We start from the raw sequence: 23,199 nt of genomic DNA, 5'->3' as shown, positions 1-23,199 counted from the left end.
TCTGAAAACTTTAGACCCGACAGTTTTCCTGCTGTACGGGCTTGCGTACAGAGCGTAAAAGATTAAAATACGTCGTATAAGACGTTTTTTGCGGGCTGTGCGGCTGTGAACTTTGCCGACTTTTGCAGGCAACCAGGTCCGCTGTTGCGAGACAAATCGGCCGGCAAACGCCGCAGATAAATCGTCGAAATTTTGTAAGCAACCGACCGAACATTTTGGGAACAGCAGTACCCGGTACGTTTCGTAGGTTGCAAGCACCGACGTCGCTGGCGACGCCGGGATGCTTCGGCATCGGCGAACGCGAGTCGCGCGCAAACGGTTTTAATTGGTTGCAGTGTTCGTCGTCGCGCTGTCCGTTGAGGAGATGAAGTTCAGAAGTGCCCGCAGCATCACCGCGCCTGTTGCGAGCAAATGAACTTCTACTGACTGCGTCGCGCGAGGTATCTCGCCGTCGACGCTGGTCGTCGCAGCGTTCGATGCCATCTATCTGTGTTGTATTGAGTCGACTTCCGAATGTTTGGGGCGTGAGGAGGATGTGCGGCATCCCGACCCTGAAGTCCTTTTGTCAGCCAAGGAAAGACTCGGCACGTCGTCAAAAGAGGTGACGTTGGCTCTGCAGTTACCTAAGAGATGTCGCGATAAGCATTCTGACGGCCTATCGCGGCAAGACAGCCTTCGCTATTTGTACATTGCTAAGACGGTGTTGATGTGAACACGGTGTTGACGAATGCGTGTCCAACTTGCTTCAGACTTGCATCTTGAATTGCTCGCAAGAAACTTCCCCGGCGAGACTGTTATCAGACCGGCGCACGGCGCGGACCTGCTCGTACTTGCTGGCGACATCGCGAGCGGAAGCAAAGCCATTGAGCTTTTCGGGACTTGGCCCGTGCCCGTGATTTATGTCGCCGGCAATCACGAGTTCTATAACTATTGTCGCGAAGACCTCGTCGATGAACTGCGCGAGAAATCCGTCGGAACGTCAGTTCACTTTCTCGAGCGCGACGTCGCGGATTTTGGGGGTGCCCGCTTCGTTGGATGCACCCTATGGACGGACTATCGGCTCGGAGACACGCAGTTGGAAGCAATGAAGAGCGGCCGCCGTTGCTTGAATGACCATCGTGCGATTTCGACGCGCAGTGGGACGGAGTTCTCACCGCGCGACGCGTTGAACGACCACCATGGCTCGCGCACTTGGCTTTCGGGGGAGCTTTCGCGCCCGTACGACGGAGTGACGGTGGTAGTGACACACCACGGACCGCATCCCTTCTCAGTACATCCGCGATACGCCGGGGATGTATTGAATGGCGCCTTCGTAAGCGACTTGACGCCGCTGTTGGCGAAAGCGGATATGTGGTTCCATGGCCATGTGCATGACGCGTTTGACTATGCAGTTCAGGGATGCCGCGTTGTTTGCAATCCGCTCGGCTACCCGCGAAACCGCTTTGAAGCGGCTCACCTACGTCAACTTCGGTTTGAAAATGAAGGGTTCAACTTTGCACATGTCATCGACTTATCGTCCGAGTAAAAGAAGTTGGCTTACCGCTTGCATGAAAGTTAAATCGTGAGGGTTCGCGAGCTGATAGCGCGACTTCGTGGAGCACCTTTAGATGCCAACGTGGTCTTTGTCCTACCGAGCCAATTGCTCGAAAGAGCCTCTGAGATTTCCGTCAGTGTCGCCCCGCAGCAGCCTTGGATATGCGAGTTGTTCCGAGCTGACGATGGCTCGGCATCGCACATTTACTACCCTTCGATGCGAGCGGCGCGACGGGGATTCTCGGACTGGACTGAGAACTGGTGGCACGAGAACGTAATGCTCCTGTGCTCAACCCCGCTTGACGAAGAGGTGTTCGATTTGGTTTCAAACGATAGGCAGTCGAAGAGGGATTCAGGGTACGGCACAATCAACCACGAGGACGTGCTTGCGATGCGAGAACGAGTCACGAGGGCGCGGCGTCAGCAGCTCGCGACCGGTGATTTGCTGACGCGGGAGCAACTCCGAGTGCGACTCCAAGTGACGAACAAAGGTCTCTCAACGCTCATCTCAGCCGAAAGCATTTTTGCGTTCGACCTCGACGGCGAAGATGTCTTTCCGAGTCTATTTTCCGACAAGCGACTCAACCTTCAGCGTCTATATCGAATCGCAAAAATAATTGCGTCGGCGCCGCCCGAATCTCGGCTCGACTTTCTGACGGCAAGGAGTGGCGCGCTTGGAGGGCGGGCTCCGCTTGAACTTCTAGCGGATGACGTCGACTACAAAGAACTCCGGAGATTTGCGAGTGGATGGGCAAGTGAGTACTCGCGCACCAGTGTGTCCTTCTTTGCTGGTGAGCAAGTCTCAGTTCCGCTTGATGCCGCGCCGATTTACATTACCGTCGTGGAAGTAGACCCGAGGGCGTCAATCTGGAAGCGTGCGTTGAATGCACTTACTTCGCCCGGTCACCGGAAGCCTCACGAGGCTCCGATTGCACCGAGTGCCTTCGTTGCGGTCATTGAGCGCGTGACGTTGGGCCACAGCGGCAAAGAACTTGAGGCAGTCGCCCGTTGCCGGCTCGACGAAGGGCGCATACACGTATCTATCGAGCGAAGAGTGCAAAAGGACGTCGAGACAATGACCCTTGTGGTGCCGCTCGAAGGAACGACTGTTTCAGATGCTGCGGAGCAAGTGTTTCGCGCGCTTTCGAAGTAACAAGGCCAAGTCCTTGAGGCCAGTCCGTAGAACAAAGCGGATTAAAAAACGCTGGAGAGAGTCCTGTGAAAGTTGCTGAACTGCTTGTTCATCTTAAAAGCGCACCACCAGACGCGGTCGTTCTAGCCATCAGCGTCGCGCAAAACCTCTCATACCCGATTGAAATCGGGCAGGTGCACAAACCGCGCGAACCTTGGATTCGAGAGTATCTTCTCCAATATGGCGGTGAAGTTGCAAGTTACCTACGGCCTGCGAATCGAAGCAGGATTGAGCTTCCATTCAACCCCGCGCGGGACGAAGCTTATGAGGAAGAGGTCGTCATCATCTCGTCAGAATCCATGCGGTTTAACGAGGGGCTCAGTCTCTGATTCACAAGCATCAGAGGCGCTTGAAGACACCGAGCTGATTCGTAGAATGACCAGGGCACAAAAATCACCGTGGTTAAAGACAAATCGGATGTACATGAGGAAGCCGGTGGGTCGTTCCTTATCATTGAAGTATATGACGGGGAGCATCTCACGCCGGGTAGGGAGAATTCAAAACTCTGCAGACTGGAGGGGAACGTTCTACGGGAGGATGGGCCGCCCTTCACGCTGCGCGAACAGTTGGAGCAACTGCTCGAGATTGGCGGGAAGTACTACGGCGTTCCGAATTCGGCCGAGGGATGCTTCACCGCGTTTGTGACACAAGGGCACACAGCGAAGGTCGCGATGCGCATTGCCGTGATAACACGACGTGACGCATTGAGCGCCCGGCTATTCATCTCAGAGGGCGAGGAACGTGCACTTGAAGTTGCATCCGTGTTCCCCGAAGACGACGTTTTTGAGATGTTGCGCAAGGCGCTGCGTGCTCAAAAGGGCTAACTGCCATCAACGTATTCCGAGCAGCCGTTACTGCTTTTTGAGAACCAAACTATGCCAACAAATGAAGAGACGTGGGCGCTCCTGAAGATTCTCGAGATGGGTGGAAGGGAGATTGCCACCGGAAAGTATCAAGACGCCTTCGATTTCCTTGAGCAACTTGAGCAGGAAGGCGTGGACGAGGCAGGCGACTCAGGAACGAAATGCTGACAGGACTTCCCGACCCGAGCTACACCGTCCCGCCGCCAAGGATTCGAGGCGGCGACGTTTTGTACGTCGATTTTGATGGATGTCTTCACCCTGGCGAGGTCTACACAAAGCACGGCGTCGGGCCCTTCTTACTGAACTGCCCGGGCCATGAGCTCTTCGAGCAAGCGCCGTTGCTCGACCAGTTGTTAGCGCCTTATCCAAAAATAAAAATCGTTCTCAGCACGACCTGGGTCAGCAGGTACCGAGGACGAATTTCTCGCCTGTCATCGAATCTGCCGACCGGTCTTTGTGACCGTGTGATTGGCGCGACCTACCATAGCGAAATGGACCGCGACGCTTTCCTGACTTCGTCCCGAGGTATGCAAATCTGGTCGGACGTGCTGCGCCGGCGGCCAGCACGATGGCTTGCAATCGACGACGACGCGGAGGGGTGGCCTGAGTGGTGCCGTGACCATCTTGTGAAGACAGACGAGACGTTCGGCATCGGTGAGCCAGCCGTACGCGTTGTGCTCGAATCTAAGCTCAAAGCTACGTTTGGGACGACGGCATGACTGGCGCAGAGCATCTTCTCGTGTTCGCTCATCTCGATGGCAAGTGGACCCAGTGCGGTCGGCTTGCCATCAGCGAGAAGGCCGACGGCCAGGTGTCGTCGACGTTCGAGTACGACGAGGGATATCTCGCGCTCGAGAGTCGAGTCGAGTTGGACCCTGTGAGCCTTTCGCTCAGAGCCGAGCACCGCGTGCGCAGCGGCTTGCGACTGCCGAAGAACGCTTTGCCGCTCTTTGGGGCCTTTCGCGACGCGAGCCCCGATGCTTTTGGTCGTCGCGTCATTGAGAGCAGGCTCTGCGCCCAATTGAATGGCCTCCCTGAGGTGCAGTACCTGCTGAACGCAGGACCGCATCGCGTCGGAGCTCTTGACTTTCGGCTGGAGTCGTCTACGAAACTTTCGCCGCAAATCGATGAATCGTTCGACCTAGAAGAACTTGGCGAAGCGGCGGCCTGCATTGACGACAACCTTGCGGTGCCACACGCGCTGCAAGCAATTTTCACTCAGGGAGCAGGCCTCGGCGGAGCCAGGCCAAAAGCCTCAGTGCGCGACGAGCAGGGTCTGATGTGGGTGGCGAAGTTTCCCACGAAAAACGACTCGTTCGACGTTGCGAGTGTCGAATGCGCAACTCTGAAGTTGGCGTCAAAGACCGGCGTACATGTGCCTGCGGTCAAAACGGTCGCTGTTCGTGACCGCAACGTCTTCCTCTCGCAGAGATTCGACCGCTTTTGGGCGCCTCCGGGCAGCTCGAAATCGCATGGGTCGGTCCAAGAGCGATACTTAGCTGGGCCGGGACATAGAACAGTCGAGCATCGTGCGTTCTACGTAAGCGCTCTTTCGATGACGGGGTGCAATGAGTTTGACTCGCGTCACGCTTCATACGCTGACGTCGCGGCTGCTGGGCTCAACCGTAGTCGCACAGTTATCGGCGCAGATGATGCCGCGCAGATTTACAAGCGCATGTTGATTGACATCTTTGTCAGCAACGACGACGGACATTTGCGAAACACCGGCTACATCTACAACGACGCGTTCCAAACTTGGCAACTGAGCCCATGCTTTGACGTAGTTCCGCGGCCGAGCTTTGCGTTTGAGCGGTTCTTGCATCTTCAAGTCGGAGAACATGGGAGAGCGGCAACGCTCGACAATGCTTTTTCGTGGCATCAAAAGTTTTGGCTTTCGGAAGAACTCGCGTGCCGATACATCTCGGAAGCGTGGCACGTTGTCCAACATTGGCGACAGCACTTCGAGGACTCTGGCGTGCACGCAAGTGACATCGAGAAAGTAGCGCCTGCATTCCGCAGCATTGATGACATAGCAAGCCCCGAGCTCCGCCGAAGGCTCCCATGAGCGTCATATGGCTCTTCGAAGCTTGACGGGAGCGACGAAGACGATAGTCGTAGCAATCGTGCGGCAAGACTGCCGAATGTTTGTCGGTCGTGGCCGCATGAGCTCGAGTACTCGTGCCCCGACTCGGAACCCTATTTACGGAAGCCCTGCTCGAAATGGACAAAATGTGCAGTGCGGACGGCTCCTACCGGGTCAGTCACAAATCGAGAGGTGTTTGTCCGCAATCCGAAATTAGGGTTCCAACGACCTTCGAGATTCCGGACGTTGAGCACGAGACGCACGTGGCGTGCAATGCGCTTGTGTCGGCTTGTGACGTCCGCGGTCAAATAGTCGCTATTCCCGGCGGGACGAGCGTGCTGCCAAAAGGAACCCGCGACGCAACTCGAAGCGGACTCCGAATTCCATGAACGGGAAGCCCGTGCGAAAGCTGAGCGTTGAACAACGGATACTGCGCTCCATCCGGCAGCGTCACGGCGTCGTGATTCTCCGGTCCGACTTCTCAAGGTTCGGAACTACGTCGCAGGTTAGCCGTGCACTGGCGAAACTTGTCTCCGCGAGCGTGCTTGTCCGCGTCGGGCACGGCCTCTACGCTAAGACTCGCGTGAATCGGTTCACCGGCCGTTTGGCGCCCGCCGCTCCGTTTGAGTCGATTGCAGCGGAAGCCTTCAGGCGGCTTGGGATTGTCGTCGGTCCCGGGAAGCTCGCTCGGGAATACAACACTGGACAGTCAACGCAAATTCCAATGCAGCCAATCGTCAGCACTGGAAAGCGCCGCATAAGCCGGCGCATCGAAGTTGGAAGCAAGCGGGTGATATACGAGCGCGCGTCTAACCGGGCCGCCAAAAGACGCCTGTGTCCAGAACTGGAGTGACAAATGCCACGAGCTGCGAGAAACGTGAACGATGCCGCGCTGGAATGCGCCAGAGTGCACCATGCCCTTCGCTCGGCAGTCGTTGCGGCCTTCGTGGTGGACCCAGAGGGCGTTAGCCAGCTGCTCGAGCTCACGGACGAAGAGGTCGGACGCCGCCTCAAAGAGCGTCTATGGGAGATTGCCGCCGTTGTGACGGTGTTCGGCATAGACCTTCCCGCGATGCGTGCGGAGGAAGAGAAGTTACGCAAGCGGGTCAAGAGTAGCTCGGGGCATCGACCGATGGGGCTAAAGGGGGCGACCAAAGGCGCAGCCGCAAGGTCTAAGCGATATCAGCTTCTCTCGGAAGGTGCGATTTTGCGGGAAGACGATTTCATCCGAGCGTCACGCATCACCAAAAAGGCACTGGACAAAGACGTCGCCTCTGGTCGAGTCTTCCAAGTCAAGCTGAGGTCAAAGCCGTATTATCCCGCCTTTTTCCTTTCGAACATGGTCGACCGTAAAACGCTTGCGAGCGTCGTGCGTCGCTTGAGGGACACTGATGGGTGGAGCAAGTGGGACTTTTTCACGACCCCGAGTGAGTCGCTCGGGGGGTCTACGCCACTGAGACTTCTCAGGGTGAACGAGGTGAAGAGCGTGCTGAAGGCCGCCGAACTCTTTGCTAAGAATTGAGCGCCGCTGTGTCAATGCGCGCAAGCATTCCAATGACTCGTCGGTCGATGCCTGACGAGCACCAGCGACATCGACACGACGTTTTTGAACCAAGTTTCCGCTGTTCAAGCAGTTCCAGCCGCGGAGTCCTGCTTTCCGTCGCCGAGCTTGTCGAGGACGCCTTCGATAGTCTGCTCGTTTCTCAGTAGGAAAGACTTATGCAGTCGTCCCAGAAGGTTGCGAGCATTTGAAGGTTGCCGCCCCTGAGCGGGAAGCTTTTTAACATCAGTTCTGACCTCATTCGCAAGTTGGGTTCGGAGGTCGACCCCGACAGCTTGTGCAAGTCGTTGGCGCTCATCGATTGGCAGCGCGAACATGTACATGTGGCGAGCCACGATTCCCTGTAACAGTTTGTGCCCGAACACGTTCGTTTTGACGGACTTCGCAAGTTGTTCGATTGCTGCCATGGGCACATGCCCTGGATAGCTGAGTTGGGCCGCAACGCTCACGAGATTGAAGGTTTCTTCCCCGGCTTCCCGCGCGACCTGTTCGATAGTTTCTTTCAACTTCGGTGACCCTACGACTTCGCCTTGGCGAGCAAGTAGGCCTTCAGCAAACAGTCCCAGCGAGTAGAAAATCAGGCGCTGCGCGTGCTTGTCTGCATCTTCCTTAGTGAGTTTTGGCAATCGGTCGCGAAGCTTCGCACTCACGTCCTCCATCAAAGCCTCCGGAGCCTGGTTCACAAGGCTGAGGAATTTGTTGATGCCTCTAAGCGGACCGGCGAAAAGTTCCCGCACTAGGTCGCGCTTGAAAGACTTATCAAGCGAACCATATCGATTCTTGAGAATCTGCCCCAGGATTTCGCTGGTCTTGAACAGGAGGTTCAACTGCGCGACCTGGTCGAGTTCCTCAATGGAGTCGACTTCCTCCTCGGGCTCCTGTTCCGGCAACCGAGATGCCTCATCTTCCCGCTCACGCTGCGCCGTACGATTGGCTTCAACGTTAGATGCATCCACAATCACCTTGGCTCGCTGCGTGACCCATTTGTTCAGTACAAGGGTGTCGCGTTGGAGGTCAAATGGAGTCACGTCCGCGACTAACTTGGCAAGAACGCCCGCAACTTCCCGAATAATCCATTTGCTCGCGCTGTGATGGGTTAGGAATAGAACGATGTTTGCGTTGTCCCGCAAATAGAGGTGCTTGCATGCATTCAAAACCATCTCGCGGAGAGCTGGTGTTTCCTCGATATTGTCGGCAATAAACTTTGCCGCGAAAAAGTAGCGAATGTACTCGTATCGGAAAGAGTAGCTGCTTCCGACCCTGGCGAGGACGCGGCAACGTGTCAGAAGCTCAAGGCGTGCTGCAAGGTCGGTACGATGAATTCTGTCCGAGAAGTCCGTATTGAACTTTTCGAGGTCTATCTCGTCGAGATTCTTTACCCCTTTCGAGTGGAACAACCACGCGAGGTTTGCGAGATAGCTGAAAACCTCGTCCAACTCTTCGCCACGAAGCTTCGCTTCGAGCAAGCTTCGACGTATCAAAAACTCATAGTACTCGGCCATGCCTGAATTCGCGAGTGAGCCTTTCGCACTTACTTCAAGCGACTGCAGCAAGACGAGCACATTAAATGCGGTAGTCGGAACGAGCCCCTTGCCGATAACGGCGTCAATAATCGACTCTGCATCGTGTACGCGAGCCTGCAGGTCTGCCGGGGAGTACATATCACCCAGCGCAAGCCATCTTCGGATGAGTGCCGACCGAAGTTTATAGCCGAAGCCTAGGAGCCGATACTGAGAGAATCGAGAGCCTACCTCCGCGGCACGTGCGGAGGAAATCTCCGCGATGTCGAATCGCTCGCTGACCGAGACCACGGCGTGTTGAAAATGACGGTCGACATAGTCAAGAGCTTTCGCCAGTGCTTCTGGCTTATGGCTGGTACGGTCCAGGTCGTCAACTAGCAGCACCTTCGAGGTCCGCTCGAGTTGAGCATAGCGTATCGCTGTACCGGCTCCATACTGTGCCTCAATCGCGCCGTGTAACATGCGCTCAAGCCTTTCGGCGGTCTCACTCAGCAAATCTCGGCCAGTGACCAACAACGGCACGTAACCAGCATTGAAGTAAGCGTTATATAGGCTATGCAGCAGCGCGGTCTTTCCAAACTGGTCACCTCCACGAACGAGAGCCTTTTCAATCTTGTTGATTTGCTTCGCAAGAATTTCGGCACTTACCGTCTTGGGAACATCAAGCTCGACAGCGGAGAGTTCATGTAGGTCGGGATAGACGAATATGTCTGAGAGCGCGATGCGCTCCTTACTCGGGTGGGTAAAGGTTGCACCGACGTCCTCTAGTTTTGCTTTCGTCTCATCAGAAAGCGCGAACCCGTCATTTCGCTTTGGCGGCAACGGCACGAACGAGTCCCAGATGCCGTCGCCGTCCGTAGGCATGTACCTCTGACCGTCCCAAGCAAAGTCAACTTTAGCAAATAGTTGCTTCTCCAGGTCGAGTTTCACAACCGAGAAGGAACTGACGCCGTCTGCTTCATGCGGGTCCAATGCAGCTGCTTCGAGATTCAAGCTTTCCCCGAACTGCATGTCGCTGACGGTCGACGCACTAGCGGCGTGTTCGTGGCCCGACATGACAACCTGATATTGACTTCGGCAAAGCTCGCGCAGTGGATGGTAGGTGTTCTGAGCGTACCAATTCAAAGGATGATGCATCAGCGCAATTCGCACTGACGCATGGCCTTTGGCTTGTCCGAAATAGCGTTTGACCGGGAATTCAAGCTTCCCGGGAGTTTCCGGGACTTGCGACAGCCAACTGGCATTGATGGCACTGAACGAGATGATGTACTCGTCAATTTCTACTTCGTGCTGGGTCCACAGGCTGTCGTGGTAGGTCACATATTCAGAAGAGAAACGCTCGCAGAACTCAAAATAGTGCTTCTGCGGTTCCACGCACGCTTCGATAACCGACTCGTCGATATCGCCACCCGCTATGACGCTTTCGATAATGGCCTTTCTAGCAGCGCTTTTCTGCTTGAACAAGCCATCGTGATTTCCTGGAACCGTAACCATGTACACGATGGTCCCGCTTGCGACCCGGTTTCTGATGCAGTCTAGGAGACTATTGAAAAATCCTTCGGCGAGTCTGTATTCAGCTTCTGAACCGCCATATGCGATGTCACCGGTTACGACCACAAACACGGCCCGAACGTCGGGCAATAAGTTGTTCGCCGTTGAACAGATTTTCTCCCATCTGTCAAGAATCTGGGATTTTCCAACTTGAATGTGGATATCACTGAGATGCAGAACGGCGATTTTCACGTTATTTTTTGACCGAGCTTGTGGTCGCAGGAGTGTACTGCAAAGCGTGCCAGCTTTGAATATGGCCGAAACGTGTTGTGTCGGCCGGTGAGGATTTGGGCGGAAGCTGGGTTCTCAAGTTGTGCCCTACCAATGCCGCACCTCGCAGGGCGGGGGTTATCGGGCAAGACACAGCGGGCGGTGGGCATCAACTCGGTAATGCAACAGTCTTGTCGCGACCTTCAAGACACGACAAAGCAGATGAGCAGGCCTTGGCATCGGGCGAAAGGCTTCGATTCGTCGGCCCCTTGCAGTCCACTCATGCATGTCAGCGCTACCGGCCATGTTGAAAAGGGCTCCGCTGGCTCAACTTTAAAGGCGCTGAGGAGCTACGACGCGACTTAGCGGAGATGATGTGACCAGTTTCTGACATCATCGCGTTCGCGTCTCAAGGTGTCGAGCTTTCGCTTGGGGACCTCATCTTCAGTGGCATTCCAGCCGGTGTCGGAGCGCTTCAATCGGGGGACGTGGTCCAAGCCGGCGTAGGAGGTGTCGCGAGAATCGAGTTCGAGATTGGCAATCTGTGATAGCAACACGTCCAGCGGGCAGCTACGGAGATGCTTCGAACGGGTGCGTGGACGATAGTTGTTGTCTAACTTTCGCGCCCAGCGAAGGCAGTTCAATATGCTTCGCTCGGAATGTCAAACTCGGTAAGCCTCGTGGCACCCACGCCGTGGCTGCATGGGCGGCGGGTGCCGCATGGTATTACGGTGTCGCGCCCTCGTGGTTATTCATTAAATTGAATGCCTGCTCTTCGTGCCTCGAAAAGATGAGCGGGTCCGTCGCCAGCCTTAGTCAGCTTGGGAAAAATGCAGGCCCCGAAAACCGCGCAACCCGGTCCCGCCTTGACGTGCGCGCGCGAAACCTAGACGGCTTAGCAAGTGCACCATGGACTTAATCGTGGACGGCTCGGCTGTATGCGCGGAATGCACCCGTGTCCATTGCTCGAAAAGAACCGCGCTCGATACGAAGGGTGCGCCGGGGCGCGAAAGCGACCGCGCCCAGTTGGCAAACTCGTCGTCAGAGTCCTATTCGAGGAGAGCGAAATTTCTGGCGGCCTCGTTGTCCATGGATTTGGGCGCTGTTCGCTCGAAGCTCAGGCTGCTGTAGATTGCGGGCCGCTTGCTGGACTGCATGGATTGCAAGCTGTACGTCGCAACGGAAAAACTCCTTCGCTTCGTGATACATCGCAAGCAGCAGATGCGTTCTTCTTTCCACCTCGTAATGGTCGTCCACGAGCGCGCAATACGATACGTAGACCCAGCGTGGAAAAATCCTACGAAGGCCGCTATTGCGACGCATCGACCAAGTTCAGTCCGTGCGCAACGCGCTCCTTGCACGAAAGTCTGTTCACTAAGACCACGCGTCGGTGCCAGTAGCATCACGGGAAGAGTCCACGGCGTCCAACGCCTTCAATCTTGGTAAATTGAATCGGGCGCATAGCATCGGCCGCCGGCGCCGGCGGCCGTTCATTCTCCAAGACGATAAGCTGGCCAGGGCCGGTCCACGAGGACAACCATTCATAAAAGCGCGCTCTCACGGTGGAAAGTGGGACGTTCGAATCAAGAGGTTCCTTGTCGGCGTAATTCTTAAGCGGAGAATCGATGACAACAAACCCCGGATGCGGTCTGTGCAAAGTCTCTGCGTGCTCAAGCAAGGCGACGTAGAATGCGGTCAGAAGCAACGCCCGCACGCCGTGTCCAAACGACGTACGCTTACGACCATCAACTCTGATGTCGAATGCCGACGCGTCGAAGGTTACGCTCGCAACCTCAAGTCCCCACGTTTTGAGCAAATCTAGTACGCGCTTGGATATCTGGTTGCCATCTTGCGTCAGGTGCCGCTCGATGCGAGCATTCTTTCCGGTGCTGATTGAGTCGAGTCGTGCTGTTTCCGCTGTGAGTCGGGCGATTTCCTTGAATGCTCGCAGCTGAGTAAATAGGAGCGTCTTGTGCTCAGCAAGGTCGGTCGCTGAATGCCCAAACTCGCCCACTCCGGCATCAATCAACTGGCGTTCCTGACGAGAAAGCTCTTCGAGACGAGTGGATAGTGACTTTTGCTTGCGCGCGAGTTCGGCGCGTCGAGACTCCTCGAATTCGAGCGAATCCGCCAGACCGACCTGCTGACGGTATATCTTGTCAGCCTCGGCTGAAATGGCGCGGCGCTGAAGCGAGAGATTGTCCGTGGAGTTCAGTGCAATTTTCGCATCCGACGGTAAGGTCGTGCCGCAGAGCGGACATGGTACGTCTTCAAGAAGCGTATAGACTGCGTTGCTTTCGTCCAGCGCAACGAGCCTGTCCAGGTCACTCTGATATTTGCTACCGAGAAGTTTGAACCGGCTAACAAGTCCCGCGCTCTGCGCAAGTTCCGTCTCGCATGCTCTAAGTTTCTTCGCTGAGTGTGCCAATTCCAGACGGACATGTTCAACTGCTTGCGACCGCGATTTCTGTTGTTTGCTGAGCGCCTCGAGCGTTGCGTCCACTCTTGCCAGTGCCTCTTCAATCTCCTGCTGAGGAACGCCGTCCGGAAAATCCGCCTGCAAGTTCTTAATCATTTGACGGGTCGCCTCGGCACCCCCGCCAGCGGCTTTGCGTTGGTCGGTACTCAGGCCTGCCTGAATCGCGGTGTCGTCCACACCCGTCATGATTAGGGCCAACACTGCGCTGCGCTCGGTTCGTGAATTCGAGTCGCCGAGGATATTGTCTTTGGCTCCGATTGCTGTCTGAGCTAGAAGCGACCAATGCCGGAGTGGGCTGGAGGTGATGTTCGCCTTGACTCCTGCCTTCCGGAACACTTGGCTTCCGCTGACTCCGACTAAGCGCTTGATGAGCTCATTGCAGTCGAACTTGAGCTTTGGCATGGCGGCCGCGCGTTCAATCGGACCGCGGTAAATTGCCTCGGCCCCGCCCGCCAATGCGCGCACTATTGTGAACACGCTTGGGTCGACCGCAGAATCGACTTCATCCAGGTCGAGCGTCGCTTGCCGCTCCGACTCGTCAATGATGGCTTCCGCATTTCTTCCCCCCCGGACCTCAAGGTAGACCGAGTCGTATCCTTTGGATTCAGGAATCTCGTCAGGAGGTGTGTCGCCCCCGAGGCAGTACGCGATGCAATGGTAGATATACGATTTCCCCGTCTCACTCGGTCCGAACACGAGCGCAGTGGCACCAGGGAAATCGACGACAGCAGTCGTTTTACCAGGACCAGTGATATGGAGTCGATTGATTCTGAATGTCATAGTCAGAAGTTCATGTCGGAGAATTCAGCGCCCCAACGGTCACCTTCGCGTTCGAATATCTCGGTGAGCTCTTCCGAGGAAACGTCGCCAAACTTGTTCGCGACCCATGCTGAGCGTGTTTCGAGTTGTCGCGCGTATGAAGAGGTGAGTGCAAACACCAATTGCCTACAATGTTCACCCGCACAGTACACGATGCCCTCGTCCGTGAAACTCGCAGCGACGACATCTTTGCGGCTCATCAGATAAAGACCTTCTTCGATTCGGTCGCGCCTCGTGTATACCTCGCTGTTTCTTTGCGGAATGGGCGTGTGCAAACTGCCGGGGCCGCCCAAGTCGCCAGAGTAGATGAGCGCGTAGTCGAGAAGTATCAGCTTCTGCAGGTCCGCCACGCGGGGCCTTAGCGCGTGCAGAATGAAGGCCATTCGAACCCCGAGTTCGAACGCACTATTGAATGGTTCACTCTTCACGTTTTTTGACCCATTTGAGCTTTCCGACGTTGGCGAGATGGTGACAGGCTCCTGGATAGTCGGGCGAGTTCAGGCTTCCATTAAGCGGGCTGTCGCCAAGCACGAGTTTGTGCGCTTGCGTCGTGGTTGCTCTGAGACGTTGAAATCCGTTCTCATGTGTAGGTAAGCTGTATTCGCTTCGTACCGTGGTATGCATGATGTCGAGGAAGCGGTCGAATTCTTCCGCAAAGATATCTCGACTGAACCGCTTCAACCCTTCCACACTGAAGAATTCCGACCTTGCTGCGGCGAAGTGCTCCTCATACGGACCTCCGACAAGTTCGTCGCGAGGGACCGCGCGGTTGGCATGCTCGCTGTACACCGAAAGGAGCGCGTGTACGTACCGTTCCTCTTTCTTCAGCGGTTGTTTAGGGACTTTCGGGTCAGCAGGTCGCTTCGGCTTTATCCCGAAACGCTTGTAGTGTGCCTTCTCGTTGGCCGAGTGCATTTCGACCAATTCTCGACACGTTTTTTCCTCGAAGCGCGCAAAATCGAATGCCTCAATCGCCGCCAGTACCTCAGGCTTGAGCGTTCCCTTGAGCCCCTGCTTGTTCGCACGCCAGGCGTCTATAAAGGCAGCCTTGAAGTCTTCGGGCTCGGACACGAGGTAGTCGTGCAGACGAATCCCGCAGTCTTGAGGGCCGCAGAGAAAGTATGTCCGGGGCTGCGGGTATGATTTCGCCGCAATATGCTCGAAGAACTTCGCCATCTCGGGGAAGAAGTTCGACGGCGCAAGCGGGTCCTTGAAGAACTTGCATTGAAAAAGGTCCCAGCCATCGGTTCGACGTGGGAGGGAGACAATAGCCTCGACATCACGTCCCTTGTCACCCGGCATTCCGAGTCGCTTGACTTTCTGGTACTGCTTCCCTTTTCCCTCAAGGGTTCGGCAGCACTCTTCAACGAATTGCTCCCAGCCTCCGGAGTCAAGTAGCCGAAGCTGCGCAACGGGCGCGTGAGCACCCGCTTCTATCACGTAGACCGAGTTCTTCTTCATTGTTACTCGTGCCTCTCTCGAGTTTTGAGAGCCTCTCGCAAGTTGACGGCTATCTGCAGATACACGATGGACTCGCAATATCGTATTCTCGTCGGCATCGCCTGGCCAATAAGCGAAGCAGGATTTGCTCTATGACATCATAGAACGCTCGAAACCTGACACGTCAACTGGGACTGTCCCAATGGTTTCCTCGCCTCGCGGTCAATCCAAATCCTGCAGGTAGAACCACCATGATAGGGATATAGGCGCGAAGCTCTGGCAACCGCCAAAACTCAGCGGAGGTCTCATCAATCACCATCAGTTGCCCCGTGCTGTCGACCGGTTGCAGTGAATGAAGAATGATGCCTGCCACCATTTTCATCGACCTCATGCCTTCAATCGACGCGACGACTTTCTCGAGGCGACGCGATTCAACCCCAGGGCCTTCCAGCGTTTCGAACGCGATGTGAAGCACGGACAACCCGTCATCGGGTACTTGCGCCACTGCTCGACCCACATGTGTCTTCACATCACGGGCCTTCCGTTCAATTGAAGCGTCAGCATCGCAGCTGAAAGTCGCGCCACTTGCCCACTCGACTGAGCTAAAGAAAGTGGAAAAGTATCCCGGAGGCGCCCCGGCCGACACCGTGGTTCCTCGCACCGAAAGCGAAGTCATTGCATTTTCCGGCACCCAGTCACCGCCGAGAAGATGGCGCAACTTCGACCCGGCCTGCTTGAGGGAGCTCGATGCCAAGTCCGCATTCAACGCTGTTCGGTCAATGATACGGGCGCGTATTGTAGCGTCGGTATCAACTGATTCAGCATAGCGGTCACCCAGCGGAAGGATAGCCGCTAGCCGTCGCGCCAACCAGTCTTGCGGCAGCGTCGAGAGCTCGACGTGAATCTGGGTGTCAATCCACACCCATTCCCGATTCTGTCGAACGACTTCTTCGGCCTGAGCCCATTGTTGCCGCCACAGTGCCTCCTCCGCAATTGCATATTGAGAGCGCGACGACATCCGTTTGCACTCAACGAAGAACGACTCGCCGTGCATTTCGACTTCCATGTCGGGTGTCGGGTCAGAGCTTTCTGGGATGAAAGTCACTGCGAACCCTTGTTCCGCATAGGACAGCGCGACAAGGATTTCGAAGATGAACCCATCGGGCTCGCGTCGACGCTTAGTGATGGTCTCGAGAATCTTCTCTTTAAGGTTCGCGACGCGGTCCCGGAACCGCAGCTTGCTTCCGATAGCGCCTAGAACAGGCAGTGCTCGCGAAGAGTAGTAGGTTGGCAGCTCATAGGGGCGCGCGATGGCCAACTCGCACAGATACAGATACCACGCAATCGTGTCATCAAACTGGATAAGCGGCGGCTCGACCATGCCGGCGAACGACGCGGAGAGTCTTTGAAACTCCGCTTCGACCGCGTCGCGTCTTGCGAGCCAGTCGTTGATATCAATCAGCGAGACGAAGGCATCGAACGCGCGTCGAAGCACGACTGGGTCGGCCTCGGAGACCTGTACGTCGGAATCGTGATTGGTGAGCGACGAAACACGCTGCCAAAGGTGATGCGGTCGCATCAACGCTTCAAGGCGTTGCGAAGGGTCTTGCTCGCGGCGAGGGGGCGTTCCCATAAATTTGCAAACCAAGTTCGGTTCAGTGAGGACTGGCAATGCTATCTGAAAGCGCCTCGAGGGTGATGCACTTCTTGCTGGCGGCGCAATACCTGCCGCTGGCGTCAGTACGATTTTTCCAGGGCGGGTGGCCGAGGCTAACCCTATGGCTCAACCATCACGAGCTCTCAACTTCCCAGAATGCCATGCTTCGCCATCCACCCGCGATGCTTGTTGGTGACGCCGACGAACATCAGCGGGTGTGATTTGTACAACGTCTTGAAGCCCGAGAGGCAGCGCTCTGGCGGCGTTTTTCCGTCGAGCGCTTTAATGGACGCGTCGACGAGGGACGTTTCCGGGCCGAGATGAATGGCACCATTTGCCTCCACCGCGCTCTGCAATAAGTCCGCACTTCCTTGAGTCGCACATTCGAGCATCGTAGCCACTACAAGCTTCCTATCGTCTTGCGACAGTTCCCAAGCGTTGCCGTCCATCACCGCCGGGGTGACTAGCGCCGCGTACACGTCGAGCTGGAACTGCTGTCGTTCAGCATCGAAGCCGGGCGTCTCAAAAAGAACATGTGTTAGTGCAAGCGCGCCGCAAGCTGCCGCACCGAGTTCCCAGAATAGTTCTTTTCGAACGCCAAAGCCGAACGTCAATGTCGCAGCTGCGAGCAATCCACACAGCAGGAACGCTGCGGCGCCGAACGGTGCTCCGCCGACGATATCGCGAATCGCAAAGCCAAGACCGACCAACAGCGCGGCAGTTGCCGAGAAGAATCTCATTCAATAATCCACCGCAATAAGAAACGAAAGCTTATAAACGGCAGAAAACGGAGTGACTTTAGCTGCTGCGGACTCGAAACCATTCTGACACAGGCGATGTGCGCATTGCTCGAAGGTTTCTTAAAATTTTCGTCGACGCGGTGACGGTTGGACATGCAGCCATTCCCATGACTGCCCTCGACACCCTCATGAGGCTCAGGACTGATGTTCCGGCCATAACGTTGACGAGGCACACCGGTAGCACGACGGCACGCGAACACTCGACTTCGACCTCAAATGGGCCGACCAGCGAAGTCCTATATGGAAGCGTTGTCGGCCCGCAGACGCCACGGGCGCTGAATCGAAGTTCGCACCTAAAGTCGAAGACCCTATCAGCCGTTATTCAGCGTGAGATGAGCCAATCGCAGAGCCTTTTCAGGACAGAAAGGGGCACGCGCCAGCTTGTCGAACGCTACGCTCCGTCTCAGTTCGGCGTCGGGCGTCGTCAATTACCTTCTAAGTCGAAAAAAGAATCGGCATGGCACTCACACTTGTAGTTCTCTTCCTCTTGGTCGCGCTGCTGTTGTGGCGCTTCGTCGTGAGCCGGAAAGCGGCGTCCGCCCTCCGGACGGAACGAGACGACCTGACGTCACGTCTGGATAATCTTCGGGCCGCCAAGGACGAAAACGACGTCCTGAACGCGCAGCAGATTGCATCTTTGCACGACCGGTTAGCCGCAGCAGAGAAGGATAGAAACTCTCTGGCACGATTTGCTCACATTCGTGACACTGCTGCGGAGGCCGACCGCATCGCATCGGAAGCGACGGTCACGCTCGCGGCCGCTGAGACCAAAGCTGCAGAGTCACTGGCTTCTGCTCAACAAGAGGCCTCAAGAGTGACCGCGGAAGCAACCGCCGAAGCCAAACAGAAGCGTACAGAGGCGGAGCAGACCGTCGCACGTGCAAGCGCCCAGGCCGCGAGGGTCATTGATGATGCACGCAAGCGCGCAGAAGAGATTGCCGGGGATGCGCTTCGGGCCGTGGAGGACGCCGACCGTTTGACCGCGACCGCTGCGGCCATGAAGAACGTCATTGACGGCTACGGCGACGCATACATGATTCCGGCTCACAGCCTATTGGATGAACTTGCTGACAGCTATTCACATACGGAGGCTGGCAAACAACTGAAGGTCGCTCGCGACTATTCCAAGCTGATGGCAACGCAGAACCGGGCGGCGGATTGCGACTATGTGGAGAAGCATCGCAGCGAGACAGCAATCCGGTTTGTAGTCGACGCATTCAACGGGAAGACCGACTCTATCCTGTCGAGGGCGAAGGTCGGCAATTTCGGCACGCTTCAGCAGGAAGTCAAAGACGCGGCCGCTATCGTGAATCACAACGGTGCTGCGTTCAAGAACGCACGCATTCTGAAAGAATACGTCGATGCGCGTATCGATGAACTCGTTTGGGCTGTCCGGACGAACGAGTTGCGCGAGCGGGAGAAGGAAGAGCAGCGAGCAATTCGCGAAAAGATTCGTGAGGAAGAAAAGGCTCGTCGCGAGTATGAACGCGCGATGCGCGACGCCGCGAAGGAAGAAGAGCTCATCCGGCGTGCAATGGAGAAAGCTCAGAGCCAGATTGCACGCGCGAGCGACGAGCAAAAGGCACAGTACGAGGCTCAACTCGCTGAACTCGCTGAAAAGCTTCAGCAAGCAGAAGACAAGAATCAGCGTGCTCTTTCCATGGCTCAGCAGACGAAGGCTGGACACGTATACATCATATCTAACGTTGGTTCCTTCGGCGACCACGTCTATAAAGTCGGCCTTACCCGACGCCTTGAGCCAATGGACCGTGTCCGCGAGTTGGGCGACGCGAGCGTTCCGTTCTCATTCGATGTGCACGCGATGATTTGGTCTGACAACGCTCCCGAACTTGAACACACACTGCACCAGAAGTTCGTGGAAGCGCAGGTCAATAAAGTAAATCCGCGGAAGGAGTTCTTCCGCGTCGGTCTAGCCGACCTGCGAGCAACGGTTGAGGAAATGGGTCTCAACGTTTCGTGGACGATGACGGCGGAAGCGGCTGAATATCGAGAGAGCCTCGTTATTGCTCGCCAAATTGAAGCCGACCCAGCCCAACGCGACAAGTGGTTCAGACAGCAGATTGCGCTGGATGCAGCTATGGCGGACGAAGAAGGCACGCTGGCCGAAGTTCAGGCAGCGTGAGGATAACGCTGCGCCTCGACGACGGCGAGCGTCGGTTGGGAAAATGCGGCGCGTCGCACTTTCAAGTGAGCAAGAGTACGGTCGAGGACAAAGGATTCAACTAATGGTGTCTGCCAATTGCGCGCACCAATGAAGGTTGACATTGGGGTCAACTCACGCACACGGCGTCAGAATAGGCGCCTTGGAGCAAATCACTAATTGCCGCGCGCCACGGGTCAAGGCGACATACAGGTGGCGTGCATCCATTTCCTCTGGGTTGAGAACAACGGCTGTATCAGCCTCGAGGCCCTTCAGCAGCAAAGTGCTGCCAACCGCTCTCCGAGTGGTCGGGCGGCCCGAGTGTCGGTTCCGCTCGCGCGCATCGACGACCGCTTGGGCGAAGGTACGATGACCCTGAGCCGCAACTTCAAGCGCTGATTGCACGACGCGTAAGGCCTCCGGTCGAAAGACTCTCACGTTCGGTGCTTCTTCAAGGACTCCTAAGACCGCTTGCGCAGACGTGAAGGAGGGAGCCCGCCGAAAATGTAATGCCGCTGCTTCCCGAGGAGAAGCCTCGTTTCGGGCCGCTCCTCGCTCAAGGATGTCCAGCCGGCGCAAGAGTTCTGCGGGCCCAACGCCAGTCATTAGCTCGCCGGCAAAATCGAGCAGTTGCGACAGAGCTCTAGCGTCAGTAGGTTTAAACAGTTGCCCGAACCTCGTAATGTCACGCAGGTCGACTGCTTCCACCGTTGCTGCCCCGGGCGTCTGCGAAGCAATCTGCCGTTGCCCTTGGGGGTTAGTGCTGTCGCCAATGACCAAGACAGAGCCTCCCGCTTCGGCGGATTTCGTCCGGGCAGCTTCAAGTCGAACCTGATGTGCTACGTTTGAATCGTTTGGCAACTGCTTCCAAACTACTTCGGTTGGCGCAACTCGTAAGTCGACGGGCTGCCCTGCGAGCAGCAGGCGACGCGCGCTGAGAAGCCATTCGCCGAAATGTTCGGTTCCTGCATTCCTCCACCTCCAGGGGGTCGAGAGCTCTCCAGCGGGCGGAAACAGCTTATGCACGTCGCCGGTCCAATCAACTGTCCTTTCCCTGAACCCAAAGATTGCTTGCAAGGGGTCGCCCAAGACGCACGTGGGCAAGACGTGCGCCATCCAGCCGATGATTTCGTGTTGAGGAATTGTGCAATCCTGGTATTCGTCAACGAGCAGGTTGCTGTATGTGGCTTGCAGGGTGTCGCTTACGTCGCCGCTGGCCATTAGATTTCGAGCGGCTTGCCGAATGGCTGTGTAGTCGGAGGCGGGATTGTTCAGCGTTTCGATTGCACGGTCGTGTCCGCTGCGCACAGGGAAGTTGGAAATGAGTCTTATGGACCAGCTATCGATGGTTGAGACGCGATACGCTGACTTCCGAACCTTCGCCTTCGCGAGACGGGATTCTAGTGCGCTCCTTCCTGCATTAGTATGAGTCAGAATCAAAACGGGCTTCGCATCCTCGCGACTGGCCATGCAGTCGGCGATAAGTTGCGTCTTGCCGCATCCTGCAGGCGCAGTGACAGTTCCGCGCTTGAGGGAAAGCAGGTCGACGTCATGCATAACATGCCCACTTAAAGAGGTCATCCAATTGCTTGGTGAAACCTGCGTCTGCGCGCGTGTAATAGGGGCCCACGATGTCGCGAGCTACGCCTTCCATCTTGGAAATCGATTTGAACCATCCAGCCTTTCGGATGCGCGACGCTTCTCCCAAAATCTTGCGAGCCTCGGACATGTAGCCCAGCAAGTCCCCTTCGAGCTTAACTGTTTCGAGGTCCAACTCTCCGTTCGACCTCGTCTTGATGTGCTGGTCGACCTTGCCGTCCTCGGTAAGCTCAAGCGCTCGTTCGATGAGAGCGTCAATCGCATCATCCGGCAGACACGTGAAAAGCTCGTCTTCGAGGGCTTTGCCGTCTCGCCACGCGACGTGAAAACCCCCGGACGCTTTGAATTCCTCGACCACGGCGGCCGTGGGAGTCTTGTCGTTGTCCTGCACCGCGGCGACTCGGTATCCAAGCTTGAGAAACGCCTTGGCTTTTTGGAAGCAACGGTCAGCATCACCTCCGCCCGCGTCGACGTAAGAGACGCCGAACGATTGGAGCGACGGACTGGCATTTTGAACCCAGAAATCATCCAACCCACGAATTAGGCCTATCTCGCTCGCCCCTTCGCACACGATGACCGTTCGAGCAAGGAAGGCTTCGGGATAAAGGCGAATTGCTCCCTGAACGTCGTCGTCAGTGCCGACTAGCCGAGCCTGATGCGCGCCACCCTCGCTGCGAAGCACGAAGAGTTGTGACCCTGCCAGTTCCCTCAAAGTGACTGGCGAATGTGTCGTGATGAACGCCTGCAGCGGGGGCGGCGCCTCTTTCGAGCCAAGCGAATTGAGCAGGCGCGTGAGTCGGTGCGGTTCCAGCCCGTATTCAATCTCGTCCACCAGAATGACAGTGGCGAGCGCAGCGGCCGCACGATGTAGACCTGCAATCAGGAGTCGGCTTGAGCCAGTGCCGAGATTGCGCAACGGAATGCCCGTTTCATCGTGAAGCGAGATGGCTCCTTCGCCGAAAGACACGGCATGCGCATCGAGAAGTGCCGTGGCGGCCGTGCCAACTGGCACCCCGAGACTTCTGGCGATGTCGGTTACCGTCTTCAGCGTGTTCGCGAGTTGCGGCGCGGCTCGGGCACCAAAGCCAGTGCGCGCATCCCTCGCGGCTTGCACAAGTTCCAACCCCACGTCTGCGCGCTCATCGGAGAGTCTGTTCAGCACGGAGCCTTTGGTCCAAGACAGGTTGGCATTCGAATGTTGACCAAGCCTTGCCGGCGCAAGCGCTACACGGTCGGTCCATCGCAGCGCACGCGCCGGGTCTTCGCCGGTCGTCCGGTCGGAGTAGAGCGACCACACCGGCTCAAGGTCCGATTTCACCGCAAGCTGCACCGTGAGCGCGGTTTCCAACGTGCGCCGGGGCTCGTCCTCAACCTTTCCCGTGCTGAGGTCGAAACCGCGCAGATACGGCCCGTAGTATTCGAGATTCTTCAGGGAGTCGGGTAACGAGCCTAGCGTTAGCCTGATGACAATATCTTGCGTGACATCGAGATTGAAAAAGTCTGTGTCGGAAATATTGAGATTTCGGCGAGCGCCAAGACAATAGTCGATGGCATCCAGAATCGTGGATTTGCCGCTGTCGCCGGGACCGATGAGGCAATTGATACCCGCCGACGGCGCCCAGGAAAGGGAGCGAATAGAACGAAAATTGTGGATTTCGACTTTGCGAATACGGACCACTGCGTCTCCTACAGATATGCGAACCGCAATATCATGCGCAACTGCGGGCACGT

Annotated in this window: 19 protein-coding genes; 11 read left to right on the top strand and 8 right to left on the bottom strand. The window is 56.4% G+C overall.

Translation table 11 applies throughout. From position 1 onward, the window contains the following. Nucleotides 1-727 precede the first annotated feature (727 nt). The 9 genes from QCE73_RS10665 (at nucleotide 728) to QCE73_RS10625 (ending at nucleotide 7,193) form a co-directional block, all read left to right on the top strand. Nucleotides 728-1,525, top strand: a complete 798-nt coding sequence (locus QCE73_RS10665; protein ID WP_309881128.1) for a metallophosphoesterase — start codon at nucleotides 728-730, stop codon at nucleotides 1,523-1,525. A 285-nt stretch (nucleotides 1,526-1,810) separates the two neighbouring features. Next, nucleotides 1,811-2,686, top strand: a complete 876-nt coding sequence (locus QCE73_RS10660) for a hypothetical protein (protein WP_309881127.1) — start codon at nucleotides 1,811-1,813, stop codon at nucleotides 2,684-2,686. A 65-nt stretch (nucleotides 2,687-2,751) separates the two neighbouring features. Further along, nucleotides 2,752-3,054, top strand: a complete 303-nt coding sequence (locus tag QCE73_RS10655) for a hypothetical protein (RefSeq protein ID WP_075583871.1) — start codon at nucleotides 2,752-2,754, stop codon at nucleotides 3,052-3,054. 69 nt (nucleotides 3,055-3,123) lie between these two features. Then, nucleotides 3,124-3,549 (top strand): hypothetical protein, encoded by a 426-nt coding sequence (locus tag QCE73_RS10650; RefSeq protein ID WP_309881125.1) that lies wholly within the window; start codon nucleotides 3,124-3,126, stop codon nucleotides 3,547-3,549. A gap of 51 nt (nucleotides 3,550-3,600) precedes the next feature. Further along, complete coding sequence (locus tag QCE73_RS10645; RefSeq protein WP_309881124.1) at nucleotides 3,601-3,756, top strand: hypothetical protein; 156 nt, start codon at nucleotides 3,601-3,603, stop codon at nucleotides 3,754-3,756. After that, entirely contained in the window at nucleotides 3,750-4,307 is a 558-nt protein-coding gene (locus QCE73_RS10640; RefSeq protein WP_309881123.1) for an HAD domain-containing protein, read from the top strand. The genes QCE73_RS10645 and QCE73_RS10640 overlap by 7 nt, the downstream gene beginning before the upstream one ends. Next, a complete protein-coding gene (locus tag QCE73_RS10635) occupies nucleotides 4,304-5,653 on the top strand; it encodes a HipA domain-containing protein (protein WP_309881121.1) in 1,350 nt (449 codons plus the stop codon). The genes QCE73_RS10640 and QCE73_RS10635 overlap by 4 nt, the downstream gene beginning before the upstream one ends. A gap of 403 nt (nucleotides 5,654-6,056) precedes the next feature. Next, a complete protein-coding gene (locus QCE73_RS10630) occupies nucleotides 6,057-6,524 on the top strand; it encodes a DUF6088 family protein (RefSeq protein WP_309881120.1) in 468 nt (155 codons plus the stop codon). Between the two features lie 24 nt (nucleotides 6,525-6,548). Continuing rightward, nucleotides 6,549-7,193: a hypothetical protein gene (locus QCE73_RS10625; RefSeq protein WP_309881118.1), complete on the top strand. Its 645-nt coding sequence runs from the start codon at nucleotides 6,549-6,551 to the stop codon at nucleotides 7,191-7,193. A 104-nt stretch (nucleotides 7,194-7,297) separates the two neighbouring features. Here QCE73_RS10625 and QCE73_RS10620 read toward each other — a convergent pair whose 3' ends face one another. Further along, nucleotides 7,298-10,495, bottom strand: a complete 3,198-nt coding sequence (locus QCE73_RS10620) for a metallophosphoesterase (RefSeq protein ID WP_309881116.1) — start codon at nucleotides 10,493-10,495, stop codon at nucleotides 7,298-7,300. A gap of 410 nt (nucleotides 10,496-10,905) precedes the next feature. Here QCE73_RS10620 and QCE73_RS39395 point away from each other — a divergent pair, with 410 nt between their 5' ends. Then, on the top strand, nucleotides 10,906-11,061 hold the full coding sequence (locus tag QCE73_RS39395; RefSeq protein WP_404989768.1) for a fumarylacetoacetate hydrolase family protein: 156 nt from the start codon (nucleotides 10,906-10,908) through the stop codon (nucleotides 11,059-11,061). A gap of 854 nt (nucleotides 11,062-11,915) precedes the next feature. Here the strand turns inward: QCE73_RS39395 and QCE73_RS10615 are convergent. The 5 genes from QCE73_RS10615 to QCE73_RS10595 all read right to left on the bottom strand — a co-directional run bounded on the left by QCE73_RS10615 (nucleotide 11,916) and on the right by QCE73_RS10595 (nucleotide 17,648). Continuing rightward, a complete protein-coding gene (locus QCE73_RS10615) occupies nucleotides 11,916-13,772 on the bottom strand; it encodes a hypothetical protein (protein WP_309881114.1) in 1,857 nt (618 codons plus the stop codon). Nucleotides 13,773-13,774: 2 nt separating this feature from the next. Then, nucleotides 13,775-14,239 (bottom strand): ABC-three component system middle component 2, encoded by a 465-nt coding sequence (locus QCE73_RS10610; protein WP_309881113.1) that lies wholly within the window; start codon nucleotides 14,237-14,239, stop codon nucleotides 13,775-13,777. Beyond that, complete coding sequence (locus QCE73_RS10605; protein WP_309881112.1) at nucleotides 14,229-15,272, bottom strand: ABC-three component system protein; 1,044 nt, start codon at nucleotides 15,270-15,272, stop codon at nucleotides 14,229-14,231. The genes QCE73_RS10610 and QCE73_RS10605 overlap by 11 nt, the downstream gene beginning before the upstream one ends. A gap of 163 nt (nucleotides 15,273-15,435) precedes the next feature. After that, complete coding sequence (locus QCE73_RS10600) at nucleotides 15,436-16,884, bottom strand: hypothetical protein (protein ID WP_309881109.1); 1,449 nt, start codon at nucleotides 16,882-16,884, stop codon at nucleotides 15,436-15,438. A 167-nt stretch (nucleotides 16,885-17,051) separates the two neighbouring features. Then, nucleotides 17,052-17,648: a hypothetical protein gene (locus tag QCE73_RS10595; protein ID WP_309881108.1), complete on the bottom strand. Its 597-nt coding sequence runs from the start codon at nucleotides 17,646-17,648 to the stop codon at nucleotides 17,052-17,054. A gap of 517 nt (nucleotides 17,649-18,165) precedes the next feature. On the opposite strand from QCE73_RS10595, the gene QCE73_RS10590 reads away from it, so the two are divergent. Further along, nucleotides 18,166-19,851 carry a DUF4041 domain-containing protein gene (locus QCE73_RS10590; protein WP_309881106.1) on the top strand — a complete coding sequence of 562 codons (1,686 nt, stop codon included), beginning with the start codon at nucleotides 18,166-18,168 and terminating at the stop codon, nucleotides 19,849-19,851. Nucleotides 19,852-20,004: 153 nt separating this feature from the next. Here the strand turns inward: QCE73_RS10590 and QCE73_RS10585 are convergent, their stop codons facing one another. Beyond that, entirely contained in the window at nucleotides 20,005-21,450 is a 1,446-nt protein-coding gene (locus tag QCE73_RS10585) for a UvrD-helicase domain-containing protein (protein ID WP_309881104.1), read from the bottom strand. Continuing rightward, the gene (locus QCE73_RS10580) at nucleotides 21,419-23,146 is read right to left on the bottom strand and encodes an AAA family ATPase (RefSeq protein ID WP_309881103.1); all 1,728 of its coding nucleotides are present in this window, start codon (nucleotides 23,144-23,146) and stop codon (nucleotides 21,419-21,421) included. The genes QCE73_RS10585 and QCE73_RS10580 overlap by 32 nt, the downstream gene beginning before the upstream one ends. Nucleotides 23,147-23,199: the final 53 nt, after the last annotated feature.

The organism is Caballeronia sp. LZ029, from assembly GCF_031451275.1.
Taxonomy (GTDB): Bacteria; Pseudomonadota; Gammaproteobacteria; order Burkholderiales; family Burkholderiaceae; genus Caballeronia; species Caballeronia jiangsuensis.
This window is presented reverse-complemented; position numbering and strand designations above follow the sequence as displayed.